Raw genomic sequence first — 24,690 nt, 5'->3', positions numbered from 1 at the left:
CCAGGTGAGCGCCACTATGACCCCCGTCGACGACCCGCCGCCCGCGCCGACACCCCGTACCGCCGGAATCCTCCAGCGACTCCTGCGCCCGGCCGCCGCCGCCCTCTCCGGCGTACTGCTCTACGCGAGCTTCCCGCCCCGGCCGCTGTGGTGGCTCGTCCTGCCCGGCTTCGCGGTGCTCGGCTGGGTCCTGCACGGGCGCCGGCTGCGCGCCGCCTTCGGCCTCGGGCTGCTCTCCGGGCTCGGCTTCATGCTCCCGCTGCTGCACTGGACCGGCGAGGACGTCGGCCCGGTGCCGTGGCTGGCCCTCGCCACCGCCGAGGCACTCTTCATCGCGGTCGGCTGCCTCGGGATCGCCGCCGTGAGCCGGCTCGCGTACTGGCCGGTCTGGGCCGCCGCCGTCTGGACGCTGGACGAGGCGGTCCGCGCCCGGATCCCGTTCGGCGGCTTCCCGTGGGGCAAGATCGCCTTCGGCCAGGCGGAGAGCGCGTTCCTGCCGCTCGCCGCGCTCGGCGGCACGCCGCTGCTCACCTTCGCCGTCGTGCTGTGCGGCTTCGGCCTGTACGAGGCCGTGCGCCACCTCCGTACCTACCGCTCCTCCGGCACGGTGCACCGCGCTGCCGCCGCCGGAGCCGCCGCCTGCGTCCTCGTACCCGTCGTGGCCGCGCTCGCCGCGCTCCCGCTGGTCGACGACTCAGCCGAGGACGGCACCGCCACCGTCGCCGCGATCCAGGGCAACGTGCCCCGCCTCGGTCTCGACTTCAACGCCCAGCGCCGCGCGGTCCTGGACAACCACGCCAAGCGCACCACGCAGCTCGCCGACGAGGTGAAGGCCGGCAAGGCGAAGCAGCCGGACTTCGTCCTCTGGCCGGAGAACTCCTCCGACCTCGACCCGTACCTCAACGCCGACGCGTACCAGGTCATCGACAGCGCGGTGAAGGCGATCGGCGTCCCGACCGTCATCGGCTCGGTGGTCGAGAAGGGCTCGGACAGCCTGCGCAACACGCTGATCGAGTGGGACCCGGAGAAGGGCCCCGTCGACACCTACGACAAGCGGTTCATCCAGCCGTTCGGCGAGTACATGCCGATGCGGACGGTCGCCCGCTTCTTCAGCGAGGACGTCGACCGCGTACAGCGCGAGTTCGTCCCCGGCACGAAGGTCGGCGTCTTCGACCTCGCCGGTACGAAGGTGGGGCTGGTGACCTGTTACGAGGCCGCCTTCGACGACGCCGCCCGCGACACCGTCCTCCACGGCGGCCGGATGATCGCCGTGCCGAGCAACAACGCGACCTTCGGCCGCAGCGAGATGACCTACCAGCAGCTCGCCATGTCCCAGGTCCGGGCCGTGGAGCACGGCCGGTCCGTCGTCGTCCCCGTCACCAGCGGCGTCAGCGCGGTGATCCGGCCGGACGGCACGATCGCCGACCGCAGCGGCATGTTCACTCCCGACGCGCTCGTCGCCGAGGTCCCGCTGCGCTCCTCGCTCACCCCGGCCACCCGGATGGGCGCGCTGCCGGAGGGTGTCATCGCGCTGCTGGCCGTGGCGGGCCTGGGCTGGGCCGGCGTGTCGGCGGTACGGGCACGGCGGGGGACCGCGAAGTAGTCCGCAAGCGGCCACGTAGGCTCGGATCCATGGCGACTCCCGACTTCATCCGCACCATCCGCGCCACCGCCGGACACCAGCTCCTGCTGCTGCCCGGGGTGACCGCCATCGTCTTCGACGACGAGGGCCGGGTCCTGCTCGGGCGGCGCGCGGACACCGGCGAGTGGTCGGTGGTCGGCGGCATCTCGGAGCCCGGCGAGGAGCCCGCGCTGACGGCGGAGCGCGAGGTGCTGGAGGAGACCGGCGTGCACTGCGTGGCCGAGCGCCTGGTCCTCACCCAGGCGCTCCAGCCCGTGCAGTATGCCAACGGCGACCGCTGCCAGTACCTGGACATCACCTTCCGCTGCCGGGCGACCGGCGGCGAGGCCCGGGTCAACGACGACGAGTCGCTGGAGGTCGGCTGGTTCCCGCTGGACGCGCTGCCGCCGCTCGCCGAGTTCGCGCTCTTCCGGATCAAGCAGGCGCTGACGGAGGGGCCGGCCTGGTTCCAGCCGACCTCGGTGGACGCCTGACCTCTACCTGTCCGGCCCCCGCCACAGATGGCGCACCCGCAGCCAGACGTCCCGCGCCTGCCGGCCCGCCGTCGTACGGCTCCGGGCCACCAGCTGGCGGGCCTGTTCCGGCGTCTCCACCATCGGGCCCGAGCCGCGCAGCGGCCGACCGGCCGTCTCGTGGAGGAAGAACGTGGCCACCAGGCCGATCACCCCGGCCACCATCAGGTAGTACGCGGGCACCATCTCGTCGCCCGTCGCCTCCACCAGAGCCGAGGCGAACAGCGGCGTGGTGCCGCCGAAGAGCGAGACGGAGACGTTGAAGGCGATCGACAGCGCTCCGTACCGCAACCGGGTCGGGAACAGCGCGGGCAGCGTCGAGGCCGCCGTCCCCGCGAAGCAGACCAGGAGCAGCCCGAGCACCGCGCAGCCGAGGGCCGGCAGCAGGATCCCGCCCTGCCGGATCAGCAGGAACGCCGGCGTGGCCAGCACGATCAGCGCCACGCTGCCCGCCATGAACACCGGTCTGCGGCCCCAGCGGTCCGAGGTGCGGCCGACCGTCGTGATCATCAGCACCACCAGCAGCATCGTCCCCAGGACCAGCAGCTGGGACGTGGTCTCCGGTTCGCCGAGCGTCTGGGACATGTAGGTCGGCAGATAGGACGTGACCATGTAGTTGGTGACGTTGTAGAGCAGCACCAGCCCCATGCAGATGAGGACCGCCTGCCAGTGCCGGGTGAAGATCTCCTTGAGCCGGCCCTTGCCGGACTGCCGCGCCTCCTCCACCGGATCGTTCTCGGTACGCGCCTTCGCCTGCGCCTCCTCCTCGCGCTGGAACGCCGGGGTCTCCTCCAGCTTGAGCCGAAGACCAGGCCGCCGAGCGGGCGCACCAGGAAGGCCGCGGCGAAGGTCGCGAAGGTGGAGACCACCTGTGCGCCCGGTGAGCTGGAGGGGAAGAACACCTTGCCGAGCGTTCCGGCCAGATAGGCGTAGACGCCGAAGTCGAACCACTCCATGGTGTTGCCGAGTGCGGCGGCCGTGACGGCCCGGCGCACCTTCGGCGGATCGGTGACGGTCACGTCCTGCTCGCGCAGGGACCTCTTCCGTCGGCGGATGACCGTACGGACCATGCGTTCCACTGCGGCGTTGTCGTTCCCTCGGCGCGGCACCGTCCGATTCTTGGCCCGCCGCCCGCGACCGGCCTCCCGGGCGGCCCGCACGGGTGACCCGGCACCGGGCCGGCACCATGGAGGCGATGGGCCGGTTCGCCGGCAGGTGTGTGACCCGGCGCCTGCCGGGGAGGTGTGCGGCATGCACTCCTGGAACCTCCACGACATGCCCGACCTCTCCGGCAGGACCGCCGTGGTCACCGGCGCCAACAGCGGCATCGGGGCCGTCACCGCGCTCGCCCTCGCCCGCTCCGGCGCCCGCACTCTTCTCGCCTGCCGCGACCCCGAGCGCGGCCGGCGTGCGCTGGAGGCCGTCCGCCGCGCCGCCCCGCGCTCCGACACCCGGCTCGTCCGCCTGGACCTGGCCGATCTGGCCTCCGTCGCCGAGGCGGCCGACACCATCGCCGAGGAGGCCGACGGCCGCCTCGACCTCCTGGTGAACAACGCCGGAGTGATGGCCCTGCCGCCGCTGCGCACGGCGGACGGCTTCGAGATGCAGTTCGGCACCAACCACCTCGGCCACTTCGCTCTGACCCTCCGGCTGCTGCCGGTGCTCGGCGCGGCGGGACCGGCCCGCGTGGTGACGCTCTCCTCGCTGGGCCACCGCATCGGCCGCATCGACCTCGGCAACCTCAACGCCGAGCGCGGGTACAGCAAATGGGGCGCCTACGCGCAGTCCAAGCTCGCCAACCTGCTCTTCACCGCCGAACTCGACCGGCGCGCCCGCGCCTCGGGCCGCGACCTGCTCGCCCTGGCCGCCCACCCGGGCCTCTCCGCGACGGAGCTGGGACAGGCAGGGCCCAAGCTGGCCGGCCGCAACTGGGCGGCGAGGCTGGAGCGGGCCTCACGCCTCTACACCCAGCCCGCCTCCGCCGGTGCGCTGCCCGCGCTGTACGCCGCGACGCTTCCGGACGCGCCCGGAGGCTCGTACTACGGCCCCGGGCGCCTCGGCGAGACCCGGGGAGCGCCGGCCGAGGCCTGTAAGTCCGCGCGAGCACGGGACATGGACATGGCGCGGGCGCTGTGGGACGAGTCGGCGCGGCTGACCGGACTGGACCCGGACCTCGTCTGAGGCGGGAGGCGGTCCAGCGGGAACGGAGATGGCGATGTACGGTCAGCTCAAGGCTCTCACCGGCGGTTATACGGTCAACGGCCTTGCACGGACAGTGAGTAGAGGAGAGACATGAGCGTCGACGACGTTGAGTTCCGCCGCAGGATCCGCTCCGACGTCCCGCACTCGGCGAGGGTGTGGAACGCCTGGCTGGGTGGCAAGGACAACTACCCCGTGGACCGCGAACTGGCCGACGCGGTGAGCGCCGCCTACCCGCAGATGGTCGACATCGCGCGCGCCTCCCGCGCGTTCCAGGCCCGCGCGATCCGGCACCTCGCCTCGCTCGGCGTCCGCCAGTTCCTGGACGTCGGCACCGGCCTGCCGGTGGCGAACAGCACCCACGAGGTGGCGCAGAGCGTCACGCCCGACGCGCGCATCGTCTACGTCGACAACGACCCCATCGTCCTCGCCCACGCCCACGCGCTGCTGACCAGCGCTCCGGAGGGCCGTACGGAGTACGTGGAGGCCGACCTGTCCGACACGGACACGGTGGTGGACGAGGCCGCGAAGACGCTCGACCTCTCCGAGCCCGTGGCCGTCCTCCTGCTCTCGACGCTGGGTCATCTGACCCCGGCCGACGGCATCGAGGTCGTCCAGCGGTACATGGCCCGGATGCCGTCCGGCAGCTACCTGGTGCTGTGCGACACGGTGAAGACGCCGCAGACGCTGGCCGCGCAGGAGGCGTACGACTCCGGCGAGAACCCGCCGTACCTCGTACGTGAGCCGGAGGAGATCACCGGCTGCGCCGAGGGCCTGGAGATCATCGAGCCGGGCTTCCTGTCGATCGCGCTGTGGCGCCCCGAGGAGGACGACCCGGTCCTGGTCGACCAGTGGGGGCTGGTGGCCCGCAAGCCGTAGGCGGTGAGCGGGACGGTGTGCTGAGCGGCGAAAGGCTCCAGAGCCTTTCGCCGCTCAGCCGTTCCGGCGCCGGGCCGTGGTGTCCTCGCGCGGTTCGCCGGTACGGCGGGTGAGCCGACGGCCGTGGTCCTGGTCCTGCCGCGACTGCCGACGGGATACGGCCCGCTCTTCGGCCATCCGCGGTGCTCTGATCGATCAAATACCCCCCAGGGGGTGTAGGTCGGCGCTTTTGGAGAAGAAGCCAGAGAGGACCGACACCGCAGGACGACGTAGAAGGGCTGCCGCCACCATGATTCCTGAGCCTCGGACCATCGCCGCGCCGAAGGCCATGACGTTCGCCCGGCTGCTGGAGAAGATCAGATACGAGGGCGCCTACCCCACGCGGGAGCGCGCCGAGGAGGCCCTCCGTGCCGTCCTGGGCGGCCTCGGGGCGCAGATCACCGGCGAGGAGCGGGTCGCGTTCGCCGCCGCGCTCCCCAGAGAGGCCGCCCAGGTGTTCACCGCCGAGGCTCCCGGCATCGACCCCGCGCCCGCCGTCCACTTCGTCGACGACCTGGCCGCGCGGACCGGCGGCACGGCGGCGACGGCCCGCTGGGACGCCGGCACCGTGCTCGCCGCGGTCGGCACGCTGATGGACCCGGCCCTCGTCACCCGCATCATCGACGGCCTGCCGACCGGCTACGCGCTGCTCTTCGGCCGCGCCCAGCTCACCACGGCGGCCTGATCACAACGGCCCGGCCCGCGGCCTTGTCCTCGGTGTAAGAGGGCGGCAGCCTTTTCCGGCCGTCAGACGACCTCGTCGAGACGGCCGGAGGCGACATCGAAGACGAAGCCGCGGACCTGGTCGGTGTGCGGGATGAACGGACTGCCCGTCACCCGCCGCAGCGACTGCCGTACGTCACCCGCCGCGTCCGGGAACGCCTCGGCGGACCACGGCGGCCGGATACCGGTCTCCTCCTCGATCCCTCGGCGGAAGGTATCGTCGGTGAACGTCACCATGCCGCAGTCCGTGTGGTGGATCAGGACGATCTCCCGTGTCCCCAGCAGCCGCTGACTGATCGCCAGGGACCGCACCACGTCATCGGTGACCACGCCTCCGGCGTTCCTGATGACATGCGCGTCGCCCTCGGCCAGGCCGAGGATCCCGTACGGATTCAGCCGCGCGTCCATGCACGCGACGACGGCCGTGCCACGGGCGGGCGGAAGCGGGAGAGGGCCGTCGAACGTCGACGCGTACACCTCGTTGTGGGCGAGGAACTCTTCGGTCACGCTCATGGCTGCTCCAGTGCTCGGTCGCGGGGGAGCACCGAACCTACGCAGCCGGGCCGGCGCGGCGGAAGCCCGACGCCGGGTCCGCCACGAGACCGCAATACGCCCGCATCACTCCATTTCGTACAGCTGTTCCAGTCCGGCCCGGTCTCAGCTCTCCGCCGGGCGCTCCAGCGCCCGGAGCGGGCGGGCAGTGCGGCGGCCGCCTCGGTGAGCGTCAGGACGGTGTCCTCGGCGTCCCGCGCGGCCGCCTGATCCACCGCCTACCGGCGGATCGTCACCGGATCGGTCTCCGCGTCGTTGTGCCGGCGCGCCCAGTTCTCCAGCGCCACCCGGCAGGCGTGGTCGAGGTGGCGCAGGCCGCTCAGGTCCAGCTCCATGGGCTGGTCCTGCGGCAGCTTCTCCAACTGCTCCAGGATGCGCGGCAGTCGGAGGAAGGTCGCGTTGCCGGTGAGCGTCACCACGACGCGGCCGCCGGTGAGTTCGCGGGTGGAGAGCTGTACGTGGGAGGTCTCCCAGGCCGACTTGACCACGGCCAGCAGCAGACCCAGCACCACACCCTCGAAGAGGTTGGTCACCACGATGGCCAGCGCGGTGACCGCCAGCAGCACGGCCTCGCCGCGGTGTTCGCGCCAGAGCGGGCCGAACTCCTTCCAGGGCACCAGCTTGCACCCGGCGTGCACCAGGATCCCGGCGAGCGAGGCGAGCGGGATGATGCCGATGGCGGCGGGCAGCAGCGCCGCGAAGAGCAGCAGCCACAGCCCGTGCGCGACCCGGGAGAGCGCGGTCGTGGCTCCGGCCTGGACGTTGGCCGCGCTGCGGACGATGACCGCCGTCATCGGCAGTGCGCCGAGCGCTCCGCAGATCGTGTTGCCGACGCCCTGTGCGACCAGCTCCTTGTCGTAGTTCGTACGGGGCCCGTCGTGCATCCGGTCGATGGCCGCCGCGCTGAAGAGGCTCTCGGCCGAGGCGATGAGCGCGAAGGCGAGCACGGTTCCGATGACCGCCACGTTCGTGAGGTTGCCGAACTCCGCCGCGCCCGGCAGTTCGATGGCGTGGAGCAGTCCGTTCACATCGGCCACCAGCGGCCGCAGCCCGGCGAGCGCTGCGACGGCGGTGGCCAGGCCGACCGCGGCGAGCGGCGCGGGCACGAGGCGCACGCGCGCGGGGAGCTTCGGCCAGATGAGGAGGACGGCCACGGTACCGGCGCCGAGCCCGAAGGCGGTCAGCGCCTCGTGGTCCGTGGCGATCTCGGCGGCGAGGCCGGGCAGCCCGGCGAGCTTGGCGAGCGCGGTGCCCGGCTGTTCGGTGTCGGCCATGGCGTACAGCTGGCCCAGCACGATGACCAGGCCGATGCCGGCGAGCATGCCCTGCACCACGGAGACGGAGATGGCCCGGAACCAGCGGCCGAAGCGGGCCACGCCCAGCACCACCTGGAGCAGGCCGGCGGCCAGGACGATCGGCCCGAGCGTGCCGAGGCCGAACTCCGTGACCGCCTCGTAGACGAGCACGGTGAGGCCGGCGGCGGGCCCGCTGACCTGGAGCTTGCTGCCCGGCAGCATGCCGACGACGAGGCCGCCGACGATGCCGGTGACCAGGCCGAGTTCGGCCGGTACACCGGAGGCGACGGCGACGCCGAGGCAGAGCGGAAGGGCGACGAGGAAGACGACGAGTGACGCCAGCAGGTCACGTCGTACGACGTGGGGGTTCTTGAGTTCCTTCACGGAGATCACGGGTGACGATTCCCTTGAGGGTCAGATCCGCGCCCGGCCGGGGGCCGGGCGCGGATGGGTGGGGGCGGGAAGCCGTCAGAGGCGGCCGTACGACGGGCCGCTCTCCGGCCGGTGAACGCTGTACGAGCCGTGGTGCACTACGCCACCGCTCGTACGGACAGGTCTCGGGGGCCGGGCGTACGTGGGGAGCCCGGACTCCTTTGCGTTCGCGGCGCCGTGTCCGGTGAAAGTCCGGATGGGTACGGCAAGGGACTTCATGGGTGGCCTGCCTCCTGCATCCGGCGGTGCCGGGGAGCGGTGTGGTCGGGTCATATTGACGAATGCACTGATTAAATCCGTATGAATGTTCGGAGGGGGAGATGTGTTCCACCTCGTGCTTTGTCGAACATCCTGCTCGTCCGGACGCGCGGCCGGCGCCCGGACGTATACGAGTACAGCTCAGCATATAGACCGGAACTTTGCTATCGCATTACCTTCTCGTGAAGGAACGCGAATGCGCCATTCTTGTCATTCATTCGGCTTGTTTTTTGTGATTGCGAAAGGATTGAGGCGAGGGCGTCAGATGCGACGGCCGTGCAGGAAGAGATGCGGCTCCGGTACGCCTGCCGGGTGATCCGGAGTGAACAGCACGCTGTGCCGCTCCTCCACCGCGAACCCCGCCCCGGCCACCACGGAGGCGAATTTCTCCTCGCCGAAGCTCGACACCACCACCGGCTGTCCCATGAAGACGGCGCTCACGTCCGCCACGTCCACCGGAACGGTGGCCACGGCCAGCCGGCCACCGGGCTTCACCGCGCGTGCCAGCCGGCCCAGCAGCTCCGTCTGCTCACGGCGGGACATCTGCAGCAGCGAGAAGTAGACACAGGCGGCGTCGAACTCCTCGTCCGCCCACGGCAGCTCCCGGATGTCGCCGCACCGGAATTCGGCCTCCGGCACCTGCCGGGCCGCCAGCGCGGTCATCACCGGAGAGACGTCGACGCCCACCACCCGGTGTCCGGCCGCCGCCAGCCGCCGCGCGGTCGGCACTCCCGTACCGCTGCCCACGTCCAGGACCCGGCTGCCCGGCGCCAGGTGCTCCAGCAGCCTGTCCAGCGAGGCGTGGTGGGCGGCCGAACCGGCGAACGCCCGCTCGTACGCGGCCCCCAGCGCGTCGAACACCGTCGCGGCGGAAAGGCCGGAGCCGCTCTGCGCGTCCATGGCTCCGTCCGGGCGCTCCGCCGGCTCTCCCTGGCGCTCACTCATCGGCGTGGTCCTTCCCGTGGTCCGGCGGCCGCCCGGGTCCGCGTCCCCGCCGTCCGGGTCCGCGTCCCCAGCGTCCCCGTACGCGCGCCTGAGTATGCGCGGCCCGCACCGCTGAGTACCTGCCCCGATGTTCCGCCGTCCGCCCGCTGTTCGAATGAGGCCATGAACTCCGCAGCGCAGCGCCGACCCCACATCCAGCACGTCACCACCGCGGGTACCGCCCTCGCGGTCACGCTGCTGCCGCTGGTGGTCGGCGTGCTGCTCGCCAAGTCCATGGCGGCGGACCCGATGACCTCGGTGAACGCGCTCGTCACCAACGGCGCCCACCGGCCCCGGGTCTCGCCGAAGCAGTGGCGCAGCTGCGGCGGGGACGCCCTGCGGCGCCTGCGCACCACGGGACGTCCCCGACTCGTCCGCCGCTGACGGCGGGCCGCACCGGCTCAGCCGACCGGCTGTGCCTCGTCCGCCGACGGCCGGTCGAACTGGGTGCGGTACAGCTCCTCGTACCGGCCGCGTGCCGCGAGCAGTTCGGTGTGCGTGCCGCGCTCGACGACCCGGCCCGCCTCGACGACGAGGATCTGGTCGGCCGCCCGGACGGTGGAGAGCCGGTGGGCGATGACCACGGCGGTCCGGCCTTCCAGCGCCTCGCCGAGCGCCTCTTGGACGGCTGCCTCGGAGGTGGAGTCGAGGTGCGCGGTCGCCTCGTCCAGGATGACGACGCGCTGACGGGCCAGCAGCAGCCGCGCGATGGTGAGCCGCTGACGCTCACCGCCGGAGAGCCGGTAACCGCGTTCGCCGACCACCGTGTCCAGCCCCTGCGGCAGCGAGGCGATCAGCCCCTCCAGCCGGGAGCGGCGCAGCGCGTCCCAGATGTCGTCCTCGGAGGCGTCGGGCCGGGCGAGCAGCAGATTGGCGCGTACGGACTCGTGGAAGAGGTGTCCGTCCTGGGTCACCATGCCCAGCGTGTCGCGAAGCGAGTCGGCGCTCAGATCCCGTACGTCGATCCCGTTCAACCGTACGGAACCGGCGTCCACGTCGTACAGCCGCGGCAGCAGCTGCGCGATGGTCGACTTGCCCGCGCCCGACGAGCCCACCAGGGCGATCATCTGGCCCGGTTCGGCGCGGAAGGACACCTCGTGCAGGACCGTGGTGCCGCCCCGGCTGTCCAGCGTCGCGACCTCCTCCAGCGAGGCGAGCGAGACCTTGTCCGCCGACGGATAGCCGAAGGAGACCTTGTCGAACTCCACCGACACCTGGCCCTCCGGCACCGCGCGGGCGTCCGGCTTCTGGGCGATCAGCGGTTTCAGGTCCAGCACCTCGAAGACCCGCTCGAAGCTGACGAGTGCGCTCATGACCTCGACCCGGGCTCCGGCCAGCGAGGTCAGCGGAGCGTAGAGGCGGGTCAGCAGCAGGGCCAGCGACACGACGGCACCTGCCTCCAGGGTGCCGCGCAGCGCGTAGTAGCCGCCGAGCCCGTAGACCAGTGCGAGCGCGAGGGCCGAGACCAGGGTGAGGGCGGTGATGAACGCGGACTGGATCATGGCGGAGCGGACCCCGATGTCACGGACCCGGCGGGCCCGCTCGGCGAACTCGGCCGACTCGTGCGACGGACGGCCGAAGAGCTTGACGAGGGTGGCGCCGGGAGCGGAGAACCGCTCGGTCATCTGCGTGCCCATCGAGGCGTTGTGGTTGGCCGCCTCGCGCTCCATTCCGGCCATCCTGGCTCCCATCCGGCGGGCCGGGATGACGAAGACGGGCAGCAGGACCAGCGAGAGCACGGTGATCTGCCAGGAGATCGTGAGCATCACCGCGAGCGTCAGCAGCAGGGTCACGAGGTTGGAGACGACACCGGAGAGCGTGTTGCTGAACGCGCGCTGGGCGCCGATCACGTCGTTGTTGAGCCGGCTGACCAGAGCGCCGGTCCGGGTGCGGGTGAAGAAGGCGACCGGCATCCGCTGCACGTGGTCGAAGACCGCCGTCCGCAGATCGAGGATCAGCCCCTCACCGAGGTTGGCCGACAGCCACCGGGTCAGCAGGCCGAGACCGGCCTCGGCGACCGCGATCAGCGCGATCAGCAGAGCGAGCCGGGTGACCGTACCCGACTCCGCTCCGCGCACGATGGCGTCGACGACCCGGCCGGCGAGGACCGGAGTGGCCACCGCGAGCAGCGCGGTGACGACGCTGAGCAGGAGGAACCGGTAGATGCGGCTCCGGTGGGGCCGGGCGAAGACCAGGATGCGCCGTAACGTCGCTCTGGAGAAGGGCCGCCGGTCGTGCTCGGCGTTCATCGCGCTGTGCAGCGATGTCCACGCGGTGACTTCCATGTCCATGGGAGAGCTCCGAACTCTGCTGATGTGGCTGTGCGGACTGCCTTGAACGCTAAGCTCTCAAGTTTGGTTGAGGTCAACGGTGCGGTCCGTGCTCCGCCAGGCGTCGGTCATCGGCCGGTGCGAACCTGGGAGCGGACCCTGGGGTGAGTACGGCGGCCTCCGGGGCAGTCGGCTGACAGACGGAGAAGAACGAGCGAGCAAGGGGAGAAGTGGCGTGCGCATCGATCTGACAGGCAGGAAAGCGGTGGTGACCGGTTCATCGCAAGGCATCGGCCTCGCCATCGCCACCGGGCTGGCCGCGGCGGGAGCCGAGGTCGTCCTGACCGGACGCGGCCGGGAGCGGCTGGAGACGGCGGCGCGGTCGCTGCGCGCCGAGGTGGCGGAGGCGGCCGTCACGACGGTGGCCTGCGACCTGACGACGGACGAAGGCGCCGCCGAGCTGTACGCGGCCGTCCCGGAGGCCGACGTGCTCGTCAACAACCTCGGCATCTTCGGCTCCCGCCCGGCCCTGGAGATCACCGACGAGGAGTGGCGTACGTACTTCGACACCAACGTGCTCTCCGCGGTCCGGCTCATCCGCCACTACCTGCCCGCGATGACCGGGCAGGGCTGGGGCCGGGTGCTGAACATCGCCAGCGACTCCGCGATCGTCATCCCCGCCGAGATGATCCACTACGGCATGTCCAAGACCGCGCTCCTCGCCGTCTCCCGGGGCTTCGCCAAGGAGGCGGCCGGTACGGGCGTGACGGTGAACTCCGTGATCGCCGGCCCGACGCACACCGGAGGCGTGGAGGACTTCGTGTACGAGCTGGTCGACGAGGACCTCCCGTGGGAGGAGGCGCAGCGTGAGTTCATGCGGCTGCACCGGCCGCAGTCGCTGCTCCAGCGGCTCATCGAGCCCGAGGAGATCGCCAACCTGGTGGTCTACCTCAGCTCCGCGCAGGCCTCCGCGACGACCGGGGCGGCGGTGCGGGTGGACGGCGGATACGTCGACTCGATCGTGCCCTGAGCGATGCGTACGGGAGTACGGCGGAGAGGCGGCGGGCGGTCGGGACGGTCATGCGGGGCTGGCATGATCGGAGGATGAACGAGAGCATCATCGCCGCGTGTGACGGCGCGTCCAAGGGAAATCCCGGACCGGCCGGCTGGGCCTGGGTCGTCGCCGACGCGCAGGGCACCCCTCAGCGCTGGGAGGCGGGTCCGCTGGGCACCGCGACGAACAACGTCGCCGAGCTCACCGCGCTGGCCGAGCTGCTGGAGTCCACCGACCCGGCGGCGCGCGTCGAGGTGCGGATGGACTCGCAGTACGCGATGAACGCCGTGACCAAGTGGCTGCCGGGCTGGAAGCGCAACGGCTGGAAGACCTCGTCGGGCAAGCCGGTCGCCAACCGCGAGCTGGTCACCCGCATCGACGCCATGCTCACCGCGCGTACGGTCACCTTCCGCTATGTGCCCGCCCACCAGGTGGACGGCGACCCGCTCAACGCGCTCGCCGACCAGGCCGCCGGCGAGGCGGCGGTGGCGCAGCGGCCGGCCGGTACGGCGCACGGCGCCACGGCCCTGCCCGTACCCGCCCAGGCGCGCTCCACGAAAGGGCGTACGGAGGCGGGCGGCGGCGCGGGAGAGGCGAAGGCGAAAGGCGCGTCCCGGAGCGGGCGGTCCTCCGGCGCGACGATCAAGGCGCGGTTCGCTGGCCGGTGCCACTGTGGAAGGCCGTACGCGGCCAAGGAGCCGATCGCGAAGAACCCGAACGGCTGGGGCCACCCGGAGTGCCGTACCGCCCCTGCCTGATCGCACGGGAGCCGACCGCACGTGAGACCCCCGCCTGATGATCACCTGGGAGAGTCCCGGCCACGCGTCATGATGGGGAGTCCCGGCCCTTGTTCACGCGGCGGGCATCAGACGTCGGCCCAGACGAGCCGGCCGGCCAGCGCGGCGCGTGTGCCCCAGCGGGCCGCCAAGGCGTCCACCAGCAGGAGGCCCCGGCCGTCCTCGGCCAGGCAGTCGAGCGAATCGTCACCGTCGGGGCCGTCCGCCGCCGGAGCCGCCGCGACGGGCAGTCCCGACGCGTCGGGCGAGGACGCCGGCGCCGGGATCCGGCCCCGGCCGCGGTTCCACACGCAGATCCGCACGCCCTCCGCCGAGCGGAGAAGCCGACAGCGGATCCGGCGGGTGCTGGTGTGCTGCACGGCGTTGGTGACCAGCTCGGTCACTATCAGCGCCGCCGCCTCGATGCGTTCCACGGGTTCTCCCCACGCGCGCATCGCCTCCTGCACCCGGTGACGGGCCTCGGGAACGCCCCCTGGCAACCGGGGGACCCACCAACTGTGCGCACCTCTGACTCCCCCGCCTTCCGGAGTGCGTTCCGCACTCATGGCTATTTCCGACATGTATGCACTCTCGGTGCAAAACACGTACTTTGCAAGCGACAGAATGTTTGAGGCCCCGCTCCGGGGCTCGACGAACGAGGTACGAGCATGCGACCCCGCTCCGGCCCCACGGTGCAGCACCGCGTCCTGGCCGCCCGGCTGCGGATCCTGCGGGAGCAGGCGGGCGTCACCCTCCGGGCCGCCGCCGACGCGCTGGACGCGCACCCCGCGACCGTACGGCGGATCGAGCGGGCCGAGACCGGGCTCGACGCCCGGCAGGTCGCCGAACTGCTGCGCTGCTACGGGGCGCCGCCGCGCGTCGCCGAGCCGATCCTGGCCGGGCTCGGGGCCGCGAACCTGCCCGGCTGGTGGCACCGGTGGCGGGACGCGATGGAGAGCTGGCAGCAGGACGTCATCGGCGTCGAGTCCTCCGCGAGCCTGGTGCGCACCTGGCACCCGGCCCTCGTGCCCGAACTGCTGCGCACCTCCGCCTACGCCGCCGGCCTCTACCGCATCCGTCACCCCGACGACAGCCCCGCCCTGCGCGAGCGCCGCCTGGAGCTGCTGCGGCAGCGGCAGCGCCGGCTGACCGGGCGCGGTACGGCCCTGTGGGCCCTGCTCCCGGCCGTCGCCCTGCACACCCGGGTCGGCGACCCGGCGACGATGGCCGGGCAGCGGCAGGCGCTGGCCGAGGCGATGGAGCGCCAGCACATCACCGTTCAGGTGGTGCCGCTCGACCACCCGCCGCACCCCATGACCGCCATGCCGCCGCTGCACCTGCTCCGGGTGCCCGCTCCGGAGATCGGCGACCAGGCCGTCCTGGAGATGCCCGGCGTGCGGGTCGACCTCATCGACGACCCGGACGCCGTGATGGCCCACCGCATCCGCCTCGACGCCGCGTGCGCCGCCGCCCCGCCTCCGGAGACCCCGCTGCCGCTCTGAGCGCCCGGGATGCGGTCCGGACCCGGGCCGTCCAGTGTGGGGGAGTGGTGCGGCAGCGGTGGGCCCAGTGGATTCCGGTCGGGGTCGTCGTCCTGGCGGTCGTGATCGACCTGGTGACCCCGACCGACATCACCTCCGCGCCTCTGCTGGCGACCGCGCCCGTCGCCGCCGCCGCACTCCTGCACCCGCCCGGCATCATCGCGATCGGCGCCCTCTCGATGGCCGTCCAGGTGATACTCGCCCGGGTCGACCACACCTTCGGCTGGCACGGAGGCGTCACCAACCAGCTCACCCTGCTGGCCGTGACCGTGCTCGCCGTCCTCATCAACCGCACCCTCGCGGGCCAGAGCGCCCGGACCCGGCGCGCCCGCCAGGTCGCCGCCGTCGCCCAGGCCGCCGTACTGCCCCGGCCTCCGTCCCGCCTCGGTGACCTCAGGATCGCCGCCCGGTACGTCCCCGCCGAGGACGAGGCCATGATCGGCGGCGACCTCTACGTCGTGCAGGAGACCCCGCACGGGGTGCGCGTCATGGTCGGGGACGTGCGGGGCAAGGGGCTGGGCGCCGTCAGCGCGGTCTGCGCCGACCTCGGGGCCTTCCGGTTCGCCGCCGACGAGGCGGAGGACCTGCCGCGTCTGGTGGCCGCGCTGGAGGGGGCCCTGCTGCGCGAGGGCGGGCGGCGCGGCGGCCAGGAGCAGGAGGAGGGTTTCACCACCGCGCTGCTCGCGGAGTTCGCCGCCGGACTCGACACCGTACGCATCGTCAACCGCGGCCATCCGCCGCCGCTGCTGCTGGACGCCCGCGGCACGGCCACCGTCCTCGAACCGTCCCAGGAGGCGCCCCCGCTCGGCATGGCGGACCTCGGTACCTGGTCGGCACAGGTCGACACGTTCGCCTTCCCGCCAGGCTCCACGCTGCTCTGCTACACGGACGGCGTCACCGAGGCCCGCGACGAGGCCGGGGTCTTCTACGACGCAGCCGTACGGCTGCCCCGCCTTCTGCGCCACCGCTCGCTCGTCGGCGATCCACCGGCGCCCGCGCAGATCCTCCAGCTGCTGATCGAGGACGTCGGACGCCACACCGGCGGCCGCATCCAGGACGACCAGGCCCTCCTCGCCCTATACCGCCCCGGCCCCGAAGCCGTCCGGTTTCCCCGGCGGCCACGTGTTTGAGGCGCGGATCATCGGTCACCCGGACGTTACGGCCGTACGGCAGGTGCCTACGGCACGCATCCGACACCGGGAGTGAGCAGCATGGAGAACTGGCGCACGCACGCGGCCTGCCGCGAGGAGGACCCGGACCTGTTCTTCCCCATCGGGACGTCCGGCCCCGCCGTCGTCCAGGCCGCGGAGGCCAAGGCGGTCTGCCGGACCTGCCCGGTCCAGGCCCAGTGCCTGGAATGGGCCCTGGAGAACGGCCAGGACTCCGGCGTCTGGGGAGGCCTCGCGGAGGACGAACGACGCGCGCTCAAGCGCCGGAACCGCCGGCGTACCGGGAACACCGCCGGCTGACTCGGCCGCAACGCCGTCAGCGGCGGTCGATTGGGTAGACGATGAGCCATGGACACCACCGTTTGGCTCGTTGTCGCCGCCGTCGCCGCGCTGGCCATGCTGGCCTTGGCCGCCGTTCTGCTGGTGCGGGTCTTCAAGGCCAGGAAGCTCCTGGTCGACGCCGGGATCCCGCTGCGCAGCAAGGCGCTCGTCTGGGCGGCCGTCGTCTACACCGTCTCCCCGGTCGACCTGCTGCCGGACCCCGTCTACCTCGATGACATCGGCTTCCTGCTGCTCGCGCTGCGCTCCCTGCACCAGGCCGCCGCGTCGGCCGGACTGGGCCGCGCCAAGGGCGCGGGCGCCCCGGTGGAGATCCCGAAGCTTCAGAAGACGAGCGAGCCCCGCCGACCCGACGCTGTGCGTTAGGCGCTAGGCGTTACGCGCCGGCGCTGCAGGATGATCCGCCGCTCGGCTCCGGCTCGCCGTCCTGAGGCTGCGGCGCCGACTGGTTGTCAGGCTGCTGTTCCTGCGGAGGCGGCGCCGGCTGGCTGTCGGGCTGCGGCTCGGGCGGGGTGTCCGGAGGTGCGGGCTCGGTGTCCGCATCGGGCTCGGGCGCGGTCGTCGGCGTGGTGGGTCCACCGTCGTTCGGCGGCGTGGTCCCGCCGTCCTGTGGCGGCGGATCGTCGCGCGGCGGCGTTGCTTCGCCCGGTCGACGGGCTGGTCGTTGAGGAACGTGCCGTTGTGGCTGCCGAGGTCGACGATCTCGTGCCGGCCGTCGGGCAGCGCCCGTAGCTCGGCGTGGTGGCGGGAGACGACGAGGTCGTCGATGACGAGGTCGTTGCCGGCGTCGCGGCCGATGCGCACGGTCTTGGCGGGCAGCGGCCGTACGGTGGTCGGCTGCCGGAAGGTTCCGGGGGCGGCGGGCATCGAGACGGCGGAGGGCCGGTCCGGGGTGGCGGGGCGAGCGGGAGGTTCGCGGCCTAGCAGGACGGCGCGGGGGCCGTCGCCCGGGTTGCCGAAGTGGATGATGCTGCCGGCGCCGACGCCCGACTCGTGGACGCGGTGACCACCGGTGTACGTGCCGTTGGTGCTGGCCTCGTCCTGGAGCGTCCAGTGACCGGCATCGGGATGGAGGACCGCGTGGTGCCAGGAGACCCGGGCGTCGTCGATGACGATGTCGCTCTCGGGGTCGCGGCCGACATGGTAGTCCCGGCTCGGACTCATCACGGTGGAGCCGATATCGGTCTCCAGGACGAGCTCGGGCGCTGTCGGCGCTGCGGGCCTACTTTGCCATGTCCGAATTCTATTGAGACGTCACGATCGCCGCCCGTCGCGACCGGGGTTGAGCGTGGAGCGGAGTGCCGGAGTGCGGGATGCCGCGCTGTCAGCGCAGCACGGTGGCGAGGATGACCTTTCCGCCGTCCGCCGACTCGCGGACCGTGACCTCCTGGGCGAGCCGCTGGACCATCGGCCAGCCGAAGCCACCGGTGCGGCCCGTCAGGTCGGGCGTCCGGTCCTGCGGGTGTGCCGGGCTGGGGTCGGTGACGCGGACGTGGACGCCGGTGCGGTCCGCGGTCAGCCAGAGCGCGGTGACGGATCCGGCGTGCCGGACGGCGTTGGTGACCAGCTCGGTCACGAGGAGCAATAGGTTCTGCACCACGTGCGAGGCCGGTGCGGGATGCAGCCGGGAGAGGAAGCTGGTGACCGCGTCCCGGGCGTCGGCGGCCTTCTCCGGTCGGCAGACGTAATCAGTGCGGGTCTCCCCGTCCGGTGAGAGTGTCATCAGCATGCGGTCGTTCATAGCGGTCACCCCGTCGCGTGAGCTTTCTGGCTGAAGTCCAGGTACCCCGGTATCGGCGTTTCATGGAAATCGCCGCAAGAACGGGTGAACCCGGCCCTCTCACGCCTCAGCTCTCGCCTCTCAGCCGGCCCCGCCGGCTGCGGTCCTCTCAACCGGCCCCGCCGGCTGCGGTGGGCCAGGGCGCGGCGTACGGAGGCGGAGCCGGTGGTGGTCACGTTCGCCGGGACGTCGAGACCACGGCTGATGGTGTCGTACGCCGTCCGGTAGCCGCCCGAAAACTCCGCCCGGTGCAGTCGCAGGTCCTCCTCGACGAGGCGTCGCAGGGCTTCCACGTTCGATGACCTCGTTCATGCCGGCGAGCATCCTCCCGGCCTGCTCCTCGCTCAGGGGTGCGGAGGGGTGGCGGCGGTCGTCCTCGTCTGTCGTACCGCAGGTTTCTATCGTTGAAAATTCTCGGTGCACGACCGTTGTGCCGTGTTTGGTGTTGTGGCTCAATGTTCGACTATGTGCAGTACCTCGCCGGTTCGAGGTACTCCCGGCTCTTCGATGAGGATGACGCCTTGACACGACAACACCCGCGCCCCCGTGCCCTGTTCAGGGCCCTCACCTGCGCCGCAGCGCTCCTGATACCGGTCGGCGCCACCTTGGTGCCGACGGCCGCCGCCGCACCCGCCACCTTCGCTCCGGCCTCCGCCGCCGCCTTCACCGCCGACGACCCGGTCACCGATGTGCGCGGGCTGAAGGGCGAGTACTTCAGCATGTCCGCGCCCGGCGCCCGGGACTTCGCCGAACTCGGCGCCATCTCCCTGGACCCCGAGATCAACTTCCCTGGTCTCACCGGGACGTTCGAGTCGGCGACCGGCAGAACTGAGCACACCACCGCCCGGTGGACCGGACAGCTCGAAGCGCCCGAGACCGGCTCGTACACCTTCTCCGCCATCGGCGACAACGGCTTCCGGCTCTTCCTCGACGGCAACGTTGTCATCGACCACTGGCAGCCGGACTGGGACAACGAACAGCGCAGCGCGCCGATCACCCTGAAGGCGGGCGAGAAGCACGACTTCAAGCTGGAGATGTTCCAGGACGTCGGCGGCGCCAGCATGTTCCTGCGCTGGCAGAGCGACACGCTGAAGAAGCAGATCGTGCCCGAGTCCGCCTTCACCCCGCCCGCCGACTTCGAGGTCTACCCGGTCGCTCTGACCGTCGCCGAGAACGGCAAGCGCCTCCAGGCCACCTTCAAGGACCGCGTCGCGAACTACGAGAAGGTGAAGGACCACCTCAAGATCGAGGTCGACACCTCGCCGATGCCGGTGAGGAAGGTGAGCCGCGCCGCGAACAACCCCCGCGCGCTGATCATCGACCTCGCCGCTCCGGTCCTGAAGGACCAGCGGGTCAAGGTCGTCTACGACGGCAAGAGCGGGCTGACGTCCGGGACCGAGACCGTCCCGGAGATCGGTCGGACGGCCAAGAACCTCTCCACACACCGCCTCACCACCACCTGGGGCGACAAGCTGGACAAGAACAACCCGCTGCCCGAGTACCCGCGTCCGCAGCAGGTCCGCGACAAGTGGAAGAACCTCAACGGCCCCTGGGAGTTCGCCGGGGCCACCGAGGGAGAGAAGCCGGTCTTCGGCAAGAAGCTCGGTGAGCGGATCATCGTGCCGTTCCCGGTCGAGTCCCAGCTCTCCGGCCTGGAGCGCGACGAGGACCACATGTTCTACCGCAAGCTCGTGACCGTGCCGAAGAACTGGTCGGTCGGCAAGAACGGCAACGGCAAGAACCAGCGGCTGAAGCTCAACTTCGACGCCGTCGACTACCGGTCCACGGTGTGGGTCAACGGCGCCAAGGTCGCCGAACACACCGGCGGCTACACCGGGTTCAGCGCCGACATCACCGACGCTCTCAAGGGCAGCGGCCCGCAGGAGATCGTCGTCGCCGTCACCGACAGGACCGGCCCGAACCAGCCCAAGGGCAAGCAGTCCACCCGTCCCGGCGGCATCGTCTACACCCCGACCTCCGGCATCTGGCAGACCGTGTGGATGGAGCCGGTCGCGCCCGCCGCCATCGACTCCCTGACCACGACCCCGGACATCGACACCGGCAGCCTCGCGGTCACCGTCAACTCCGCGAAGGCGTCAGCCGGTTCGCGTATCACCGCCGTCGCCCGCGACCACAAGGGCAAGGCCGTCGGTACGGTCACCGGTCCCGCCAACCGCAAGCTGAGCCTCCAGCTCAAGAACCCGCGCCTCTGGTCGCCGGACGACCCCTACCTGTACGACCTCGACGTGACGCTCACCGACGGCCGGTCCAGGGACGGCGTCGAAAGCTACTTCGGCATGCGCCAGTTGAAGGTCACAGAAGTCGGCGGCTACCAGAAGCTCGTCCTCAACGGGAAGCCGTTCTTCTCGCTCGCCATGCTCGACCAGGGCTTCTGGCCCGACGGCCTCTACACCCAGCCCAGCGACGCGGCTCTCATCTTCGACCTGAAGGCGCAGAAGGACCTCGGCTTCAATGCCGTACGCAAGCACATCAAGGTGGAGTCGCCGCGCTGGTACTACCACGCCGACCGGCTCGGCCTGCTGGTGTGGCAGGACTTCGTCAACGCCGACATCGACAACGACGCCGGGAAGAACGCCTTCCTCACCCAGGGCAAGGAGTTGATGAAGCAGTTCCACAACTACCCTTCGATCAGCGGCTGGATCGTCTTCAACGAGGGCTGGGGCGAGTGGGACCGGACGGCGACCGGTGAGATCGCCGAGCAGGTCAAGGCGCTTGATCCGTCACGTGTCGTCAACGCGCACAGCGGCGTCAACTGCTGTGCCTCAAAGGGCGATTCCGGCAAGGGCGAGATCATCGACCACCACGACTACGTGAACGACGACCCGGCCTTCCCGGACGACCGCCGCGCGGCGATGGACGGCGAGCACGGCGGCTTCACGCTCCGGACGCCGGGTCACATGTGGCCCGGTGCACCTGCCAACATCTATTCCGGCGTGGCGGACAAGGCCGCTCTCACCGCCAAGTACGTCGACAACACTCGTACGTACTATCTCGCGGCCGCCGGCGCCGAGCTGTCCGGCTCCGTCTACACGCAGGTCAGCGACCTGGAGAACGAGCTGAACGGGCTCTGGACGTACGATCGTCGAGAGATCAAGGTCGACCCGAAGAAGGTCCGGGAGATCAACCGCCAGGTCATCGCCGCCGGAGCCGACGCCGGCCGGCGCGATGAGCTGAAGGGCGGCGGCTCCTGGTCGCTCGACGAGAACAAGGGCGCCACGGCCCGCGACAGCGGTCCCAACAAGGCCGATCTCACGCTGGAAGGCGGCACGTCCTGGGCTCCGGGCGTCACGGGCTCGGCGCTGAAGTTCAACGGCCAGGGCCAGTACGCGCAGAGCGCCGGTCCCGTCGTGGACACCACGAAGGACTACACCGTCTCCGCGTGGGCCTCGCTGGACGCGCTGCCCGGCAACTACGCCACCGTCGTCAGCCAGGACGGCCGGCGCACCGAGAACCCGTTCTATCTCCAGTACGGGCAGGGCGCGTTCGCCTTCTCCACTCCGGGCGGCAAGCGCGCCCGCCTGGAGATCACACCGGAGACCGGTAAGTGGTACCACCTGGTCGGCGTCCGGCAGGGCAGCGAGGTGAAGCTGTACGTCGACGGAAAGCTCGCCGCCACCACCGAGGCCGGACCCGCCGATGTGAGCACCGGCCCGCTCTCCGTCGGCCGGGCCCAGTACGGCGGCGCCAAGACCGACTACTGGCACGGGTCGGTCGACCAGGTCGGGGTCCATGACAAGGCTCTGACCGCCGATGAGGTGACCGCTCTGTACGGCAGCGGCAAGCCGTAGCAGGCAGCCGGCCCGGCAGCGGACGGCAAGTTCTCCGTCGCTGCCGGGCCGGCCGGTCGGTCACCGCTCCTGAGGAATCACGGAGCCCAAGGAGCATCCACCGCCCACGTCGTGTCCTGCGCGAACAGGGCCGGGCTGTCGAAGGCGCGTCCGCCGCCCGGCGTGGCCAGCCACACCTCCGAGCCGATGTGACGCAGATAGCTGCCCGGCAGGTTGGCGCTGGTGAACCGCACTCCGCCGTTGCCCGCCACCGCGCACCAGGTCGCATCCGCCTTGAACAGCGCGGAGTTGTCGTTGGCGTCGCGGTGGACCCGGAAGTCCCGGTGGCGGAGGAACTGGCCCGGATAGTTGCGGGATTCGAAGGAGTAGCAGTTGCTGTTGGCGAGGCCGGTGACGACCTTCCAGGTGGCGTCGGCCTTCAGCACCGCCGGACTCCCGCTGTTCACCACCTCGGTGAAGGCCTGCGCGTTGTAGTGCCGCAGGTGCTTGGCGGTGTGTCCCGGCGTCGTGACCCGCAGAGACCGGTACTGACCGGTGGGCAGGGTCACCGGAGGAGCCGGGGTGCGGGAGGCCTGGATGAGTGCCTGGTTGGCGGCCTTCACCCGAGCCGTGTCGACCTTGACGACCTGGCGGTCGTAGGTCAGCAGTCCGTTCACCTCGTTCTCGACGTCCGTGATCTCCGTGTAGACCGACGCGGAGAGTCCGGCCGGGAGCTGGCCGATCCGGATGGCGTCGAGCAGGCCGACGAACCGGTTGTTGAGGGCCGCGACGCTCGGCTGGTCCTCGTAGCTGAACCCGCCGCCCGGGTACCACTCGTGGCCCGGAACCTTGTAGCCGAGTCCGCCGAACTCGCCGAGCACGGCGGCCCTGGTGGCGGTCGGAGCCGTATTGCCCGGGCCGACGTAGATGTGGTTGTCGACCACGTCACCGTTGCCGCCGTCGACCGAGCCGCAGCAGTTGACCCCGCTCATGTTGTTGACGAGGCGTGAAGGATCCTGCGCCTTGACCTCGTCGGCGATCCGGGCCTGGTCGTACTGGCCCCAGCCCTCGTTCTGGTTCACCCACATGACCACCGACGGCGAACTGCGGTGCTGGTCGATGATGTTCCGGTACTCCGCCTCCCATTGCGTGCGCGCCGGCCCGTCCGGGACCTTTCCGGTGTCCATCGACGGCATGTCCTGCCAGACCAGCAGCCCCAGCCGGTCCGCCCAGTAGAACCACCGCTGCGGCTCCACCTTGATGTGCTTGCGGACCATGTTGAAGCCGAGATCCTTGTGCGCCTGGAGGTCGTACCTCAGCGCTTCGTCGGTCGGCGCCGTGTAGATGCCGTCCGGCCAGTAGCCCTGGTCCAGCGTGCCGGTCTGGAACACGAACTTCCCGTTGAGCACCGGTCGCAGGATGTTGTCGACCCTCGCCAGCCCCACCGACCGCATACCGGTGTAGCTGCCCACGGTGTCCGTGACGGCCGAGCCGTCGAGGAGGTCGGCCCGTACGTCGTACAGGAACGGGTCCTCCGGGCTCCACAGCCGCGGGTTCGGCACGGATACGGCGATCTCGCCGCTCACCGATCCGGTCGCCGAGCCCACCACCGTACCGCCGCTGGAGACGGTGATCCGGGCGCTCCGGCCCGCCGCGCCCGCCGTCTGGACCCGGACCCGGAGCGTGCTGTCGCCGAGATTCGGTGTCATGTCGAGGCGGGTGATGTGGGCGGCGGCTACCGGTTCCAGCCAGACCGTCTGCCAGATGCCGGAGGCCGCGGTGTAGAAGATGCCGCCGCCCGGACGCGGCTTCACCTCGTTGATGCGCTGCTTGCCGACGGCCTGGCCGCCGGTCTGGCTCGGGTCGTAGACGGAGACCACGACCGTGTTCGTACCGCCGCTGAGCTGCGGAGTGATGTCGTACGCGAACGAGTCGAAGCCGCCCTTGTGCGCGCCGACCTGCGTGCCGTTGACCCAGACGGTGGTCTGCCAGTCGGAGGCGCCGAAGTGCAGCGTGACCCGGCGGTCGTTCCAGTTGGCCGGGACGGTGAAGGCGCGCTTGTACCAGAGCTTGTCGTTCTCGGTGATCCGGCGCTGGATGCCGGAGAGGGCGGACTCGGCGACGAACGGGACGCGGATCTGCTCCGGGAATGTGGCGGGCTGACCGGCGTCGCGGCCGGTGACCGCGAAGTCCCAGATGCCGTTGAGGTTCGTCCAGTCCGGGCGGGTGAGCTGCGGGCGCGGATACTCCGGCAGCGGCTTGTCGACCGGGACCTGGTTCGTCCACGGCGTCGTCATGGGCGGCGGCTTCGGCGTCCAGGCGGCGGGCACGGCGGCGGCCGGTGCGGTGCCGCTGCCGACGAGAGCGGTGGCCACCAAGGCGAGGAGGCCGGTGGTGGCCGTTGATCTCCGCCACCAGGTGCGGGGTGCTGGGTGCATGGTTCGTCCGTCCTTTTCTC

The 24,690-nt window shown here is 71.2% G+C and carries 20 protein-coding genes and 2 pseudogenes; 13 read left to right on the top strand and 9 right to left on the bottom strand.

The annotated features are described in order from the left end of the window. Window positions 1–16: 16 nt before the first annotated feature. Complete coding sequence (lnt, locus tag ABZ267_RS09715; RefSeq protein WP_356756248.1) at window positions 17–1,603, top strand: apolipoprotein N-acyltransferase; 1,587 nt, start codon at window positions 17–19, stop codon at window positions 1,601–1,603. Between the two features lie 29 nt (window positions 1,604–1,632). Continuing rightward, window positions 1,633–2,115: an NUDIX domain-containing protein gene (locus tag ABZ267_RS09710; RefSeq protein WP_356756157.1), complete on the top strand. Its 483-nt coding sequence runs from the start codon at window positions 1,633–1,635 to the stop codon at window positions 2,113–2,115. Between the two features lie 3 nt (window positions 2,116–2,118). Here the strand turns inward: ABZ267_RS09710 and ABZ267_RS09705 are convergent. Then, a pseudogene (locus ABZ267_RS09705) lies at window positions 2,119–3,224 on the bottom strand (MFS transporter). A gap of 181 nt (window positions 3,225–3,405) precedes the next feature. Here ABZ267_RS09705 and ABZ267_RS09700 point away from each other — a divergent pair. From ABZ267_RS09700 to ABZ267_RS09690, 3 genes are all read left to right on the top strand, one after another. After that, a complete protein-coding gene (locus ABZ267_RS09700; RefSeq protein ID WP_356756155.1) occupies window positions 3,406–4,335 on the top strand; it encodes an oxidoreductase in 930 nt (309 codons plus the stop codon). A gap of 111 nt (window positions 4,336–4,446) precedes the next feature. After that, the gene (locus tag ABZ267_RS09695; RefSeq protein ID WP_356756153.1) at window positions 4,447–5,232 is read left to right on the top strand and encodes an SAM-dependent methyltransferase; all 786 of its coding nucleotides are present in this window, start codon (window positions 4,447–4,449) and stop codon (window positions 5,230–5,232) included. Window positions 5,233–5,521: 289 nt separating this feature from the next. Next, complete coding sequence (locus ABZ267_RS09690) at window positions 5,522–5,956, top strand: DUF2267 domain-containing protein (RefSeq protein WP_356756151.1); 435 nt, start codon at window positions 5,522–5,524, stop codon at window positions 5,954–5,956. A gap of 62 nt (window positions 5,957–6,018) precedes the next feature. Here ABZ267_RS09690 and ABZ267_RS09685 read toward each other — a convergent pair whose 3' ends face one another. From ABZ267_RS09685 to ABZ267_RS09675, 3 genes are all read right to left on the bottom strand, one after another. Next, the gene (locus ABZ267_RS09685; protein ID WP_356756149.1) at window positions 6,019–6,507 is read right to left on the bottom strand and encodes a carbonic anhydrase; all 489 of its coding nucleotides are present in this window, start codon (window positions 6,505–6,507) and stop codon (window positions 6,019–6,021) included. A 257-nt stretch (window positions 6,508–6,764) separates the two neighbouring features. Then, a complete protein-coding gene (locus ABZ267_RS09680) occupies window positions 6,765–8,234 on the bottom strand; it encodes a SulP family inorganic anion transporter (protein WP_356756147.1) in 1,470 nt (489 codons plus the stop codon). A 558-nt stretch (window positions 8,235–8,792) separates the two neighbouring features. Then, a complete protein-coding gene (locus tag ABZ267_RS09675; RefSeq protein ID WP_356752109.1) occupies window positions 8,793–9,431 on the bottom strand; it encodes a class I SAM-dependent methyltransferase in 639 nt (212 codons plus the stop codon). A gap of 207 nt (window positions 9,432–9,638) precedes the next feature. Between ABZ267_RS09675 and ABZ267_RS09670 the strand changes: the two genes are divergently transcribed. Then, the gene (locus ABZ267_RS09670; RefSeq protein WP_356752090.1) at window positions 9,639–9,899 is read left to right on the top strand and encodes a hypothetical protein; all 261 of its coding nucleotides are present in this window, start codon (window positions 9,639–9,641) and stop codon (window positions 9,897–9,899) included. Between the two features lie 17 nt (window positions 9,900–9,916). On the opposite strand, the gene ABZ267_RS09665 is transcribed toward ABZ267_RS09670, so the two are convergent. Continuing rightward, window positions 9,917–11,806 carry an ABC transporter ATP-binding protein gene (locus tag ABZ267_RS09665; protein ID WP_356752088.1) on the bottom strand — a complete coding sequence of 630 codons (1,890 nt, stop codon included), beginning with the start codon at window positions 11,804–11,806 and terminating at the stop codon, window positions 9,917–9,919. Between the two features lie 214 nt (window positions 11,807–12,020). On the opposite strand from ABZ267_RS09665, the gene ABZ267_RS09660 reads away from it, so the two are divergent. Then, the gene (locus tag ABZ267_RS09660; protein WP_356752086.1) at window positions 12,021–12,815 is read left to right on the top strand and encodes an SDR family oxidoreductase; all 795 of its coding nucleotides are present in this window, start codon (window positions 12,021–12,023) and stop codon (window positions 12,813–12,815) included. A 74-nt stretch (window positions 12,816–12,889) separates the two neighbouring features. After that, window positions 12,890–13,597 carry a ribonuclease H gene (locus ABZ267_RS09655; RefSeq protein WP_356752083.1) on the top strand — a complete coding sequence of 236 codons (708 nt, stop codon included), beginning with the start codon at window positions 12,890–12,892 and terminating at the stop codon, window positions 13,595–13,597. Between the two features lie 107 nt (window positions 13,598–13,704). Here ABZ267_RS09655 and ABZ267_RS09650 read toward each other — a convergent pair whose 3' ends face one another. Next, the gene (locus ABZ267_RS09650; protein ID WP_356752081.1) at window positions 13,705–14,115 is read right to left on the bottom strand and encodes an ATP-binding protein; all 411 of its coding nucleotides are present in this window, start codon (window positions 14,113–14,115) and stop codon (window positions 13,705–13,707) included. 168 nt (window positions 14,116–14,283) lie between these two features. On the opposite strand from ABZ267_RS09650, the gene ABZ267_RS09645 reads away from it, so the two are divergent. From ABZ267_RS09645 to ABZ267_RS09630, 4 genes are all read left to right on the top strand, one after another. Beyond that, on the top strand, window positions 14,284–15,117 hold the full coding sequence (locus ABZ267_RS09645) for a Scr1 family TA system antitoxin-like transcriptional regulator (RefSeq protein ID WP_356752079.1): 834 nt from the start codon (window positions 14,284–14,286) through the stop codon (window positions 15,115–15,117). Between the two features lie 44 nt (window positions 15,118–15,161). Then, window positions 15,162–16,286 (top strand): PP2C family protein-serine/threonine phosphatase, encoded by a 1,125-nt coding sequence (locus tag ABZ267_RS09640; protein ID WP_356752077.1) that lies wholly within the window; start codon window positions 15,162–15,164, stop codon window positions 16,284–16,286. An 81-nt stretch (window positions 16,287–16,367) separates the two neighbouring features. Beyond that, entirely contained in the window at window positions 16,368–16,625 is a 258-nt protein-coding gene (locus ABZ267_RS09635) for a WhiB family transcriptional regulator (protein WP_356752075.1), read from the top strand. A 48-nt stretch (window positions 16,626–16,673) separates the two neighbouring features. Continuing rightward, the gene (locus ABZ267_RS09630; RefSeq protein WP_356752073.1) at window positions 16,674–17,030 is read left to right on the top strand and encodes a YkvA family protein; all 357 of its coding nucleotides are present in this window, start codon (window positions 16,674–16,676) and stop codon (window positions 17,028–17,030) included. A gap of 276 nt (window positions 17,031–17,306) precedes the next feature. Here ABZ267_RS09630 and ABZ267_RS09625 read toward each other — a convergent pair. Together ABZ267_RS09625 and ABZ267_RS09620 are read right to left on the bottom strand one after the other, a co-directional pair. Continuing rightward, window positions 17,307–17,828: pseudogene (locus tag ABZ267_RS09625) on the bottom strand (FHA domain-containing protein); the annotation flags it as partial. A 160-nt stretch (window positions 17,829–17,988) separates the two neighbouring features. Continuing rightward, on the bottom strand, window positions 17,989–18,405 hold the full coding sequence (locus ABZ267_RS09620; RefSeq protein WP_356752071.1) for an ATP-binding protein: 417 nt from the start codon (window positions 18,403–18,405) through the stop codon (window positions 17,989–17,991). Between the two features lie 494 nt (window positions 18,406–18,899). On the opposite strand from ABZ267_RS09620, the gene ABZ267_RS09615 reads away from it, so the two are divergent. Next, complete coding sequence (locus ABZ267_RS09615) at window positions 18,900–22,253, top strand: LamG-like jellyroll fold domain-containing protein (protein ID WP_356752069.1); 3,354 nt, start codon at window positions 18,900–18,902, stop codon at window positions 22,251–22,253. A 77-nt stretch (window positions 22,254–22,330) separates the two neighbouring features. Here ABZ267_RS09615 and ABZ267_RS09610 read toward each other — a convergent pair whose 3' ends face one another. Next, window positions 22,331–24,670, bottom strand: a complete 2,340-nt coding sequence (locus tag ABZ267_RS09610) for an AbfB domain-containing protein (RefSeq protein ID WP_356752067.1) — start codon at window positions 24,668–24,670, stop codon at window positions 22,331–22,333. Between the last annotated feature and the right edge of the window lie 20 nt (window positions 24,671–24,690).

Source organism: Streptomyces sp. NPDC006174 (genome assembly GCF_040614075.1).
In the GTDB taxonomy this organism is placed as follows: Bacteria; Actinomycetota; Actinomycetes; order Streptomycetales; family Streptomycetaceae; genus Streptomyces.
This window is presented reverse-complemented; position numbering and strand designations above follow the sequence as displayed.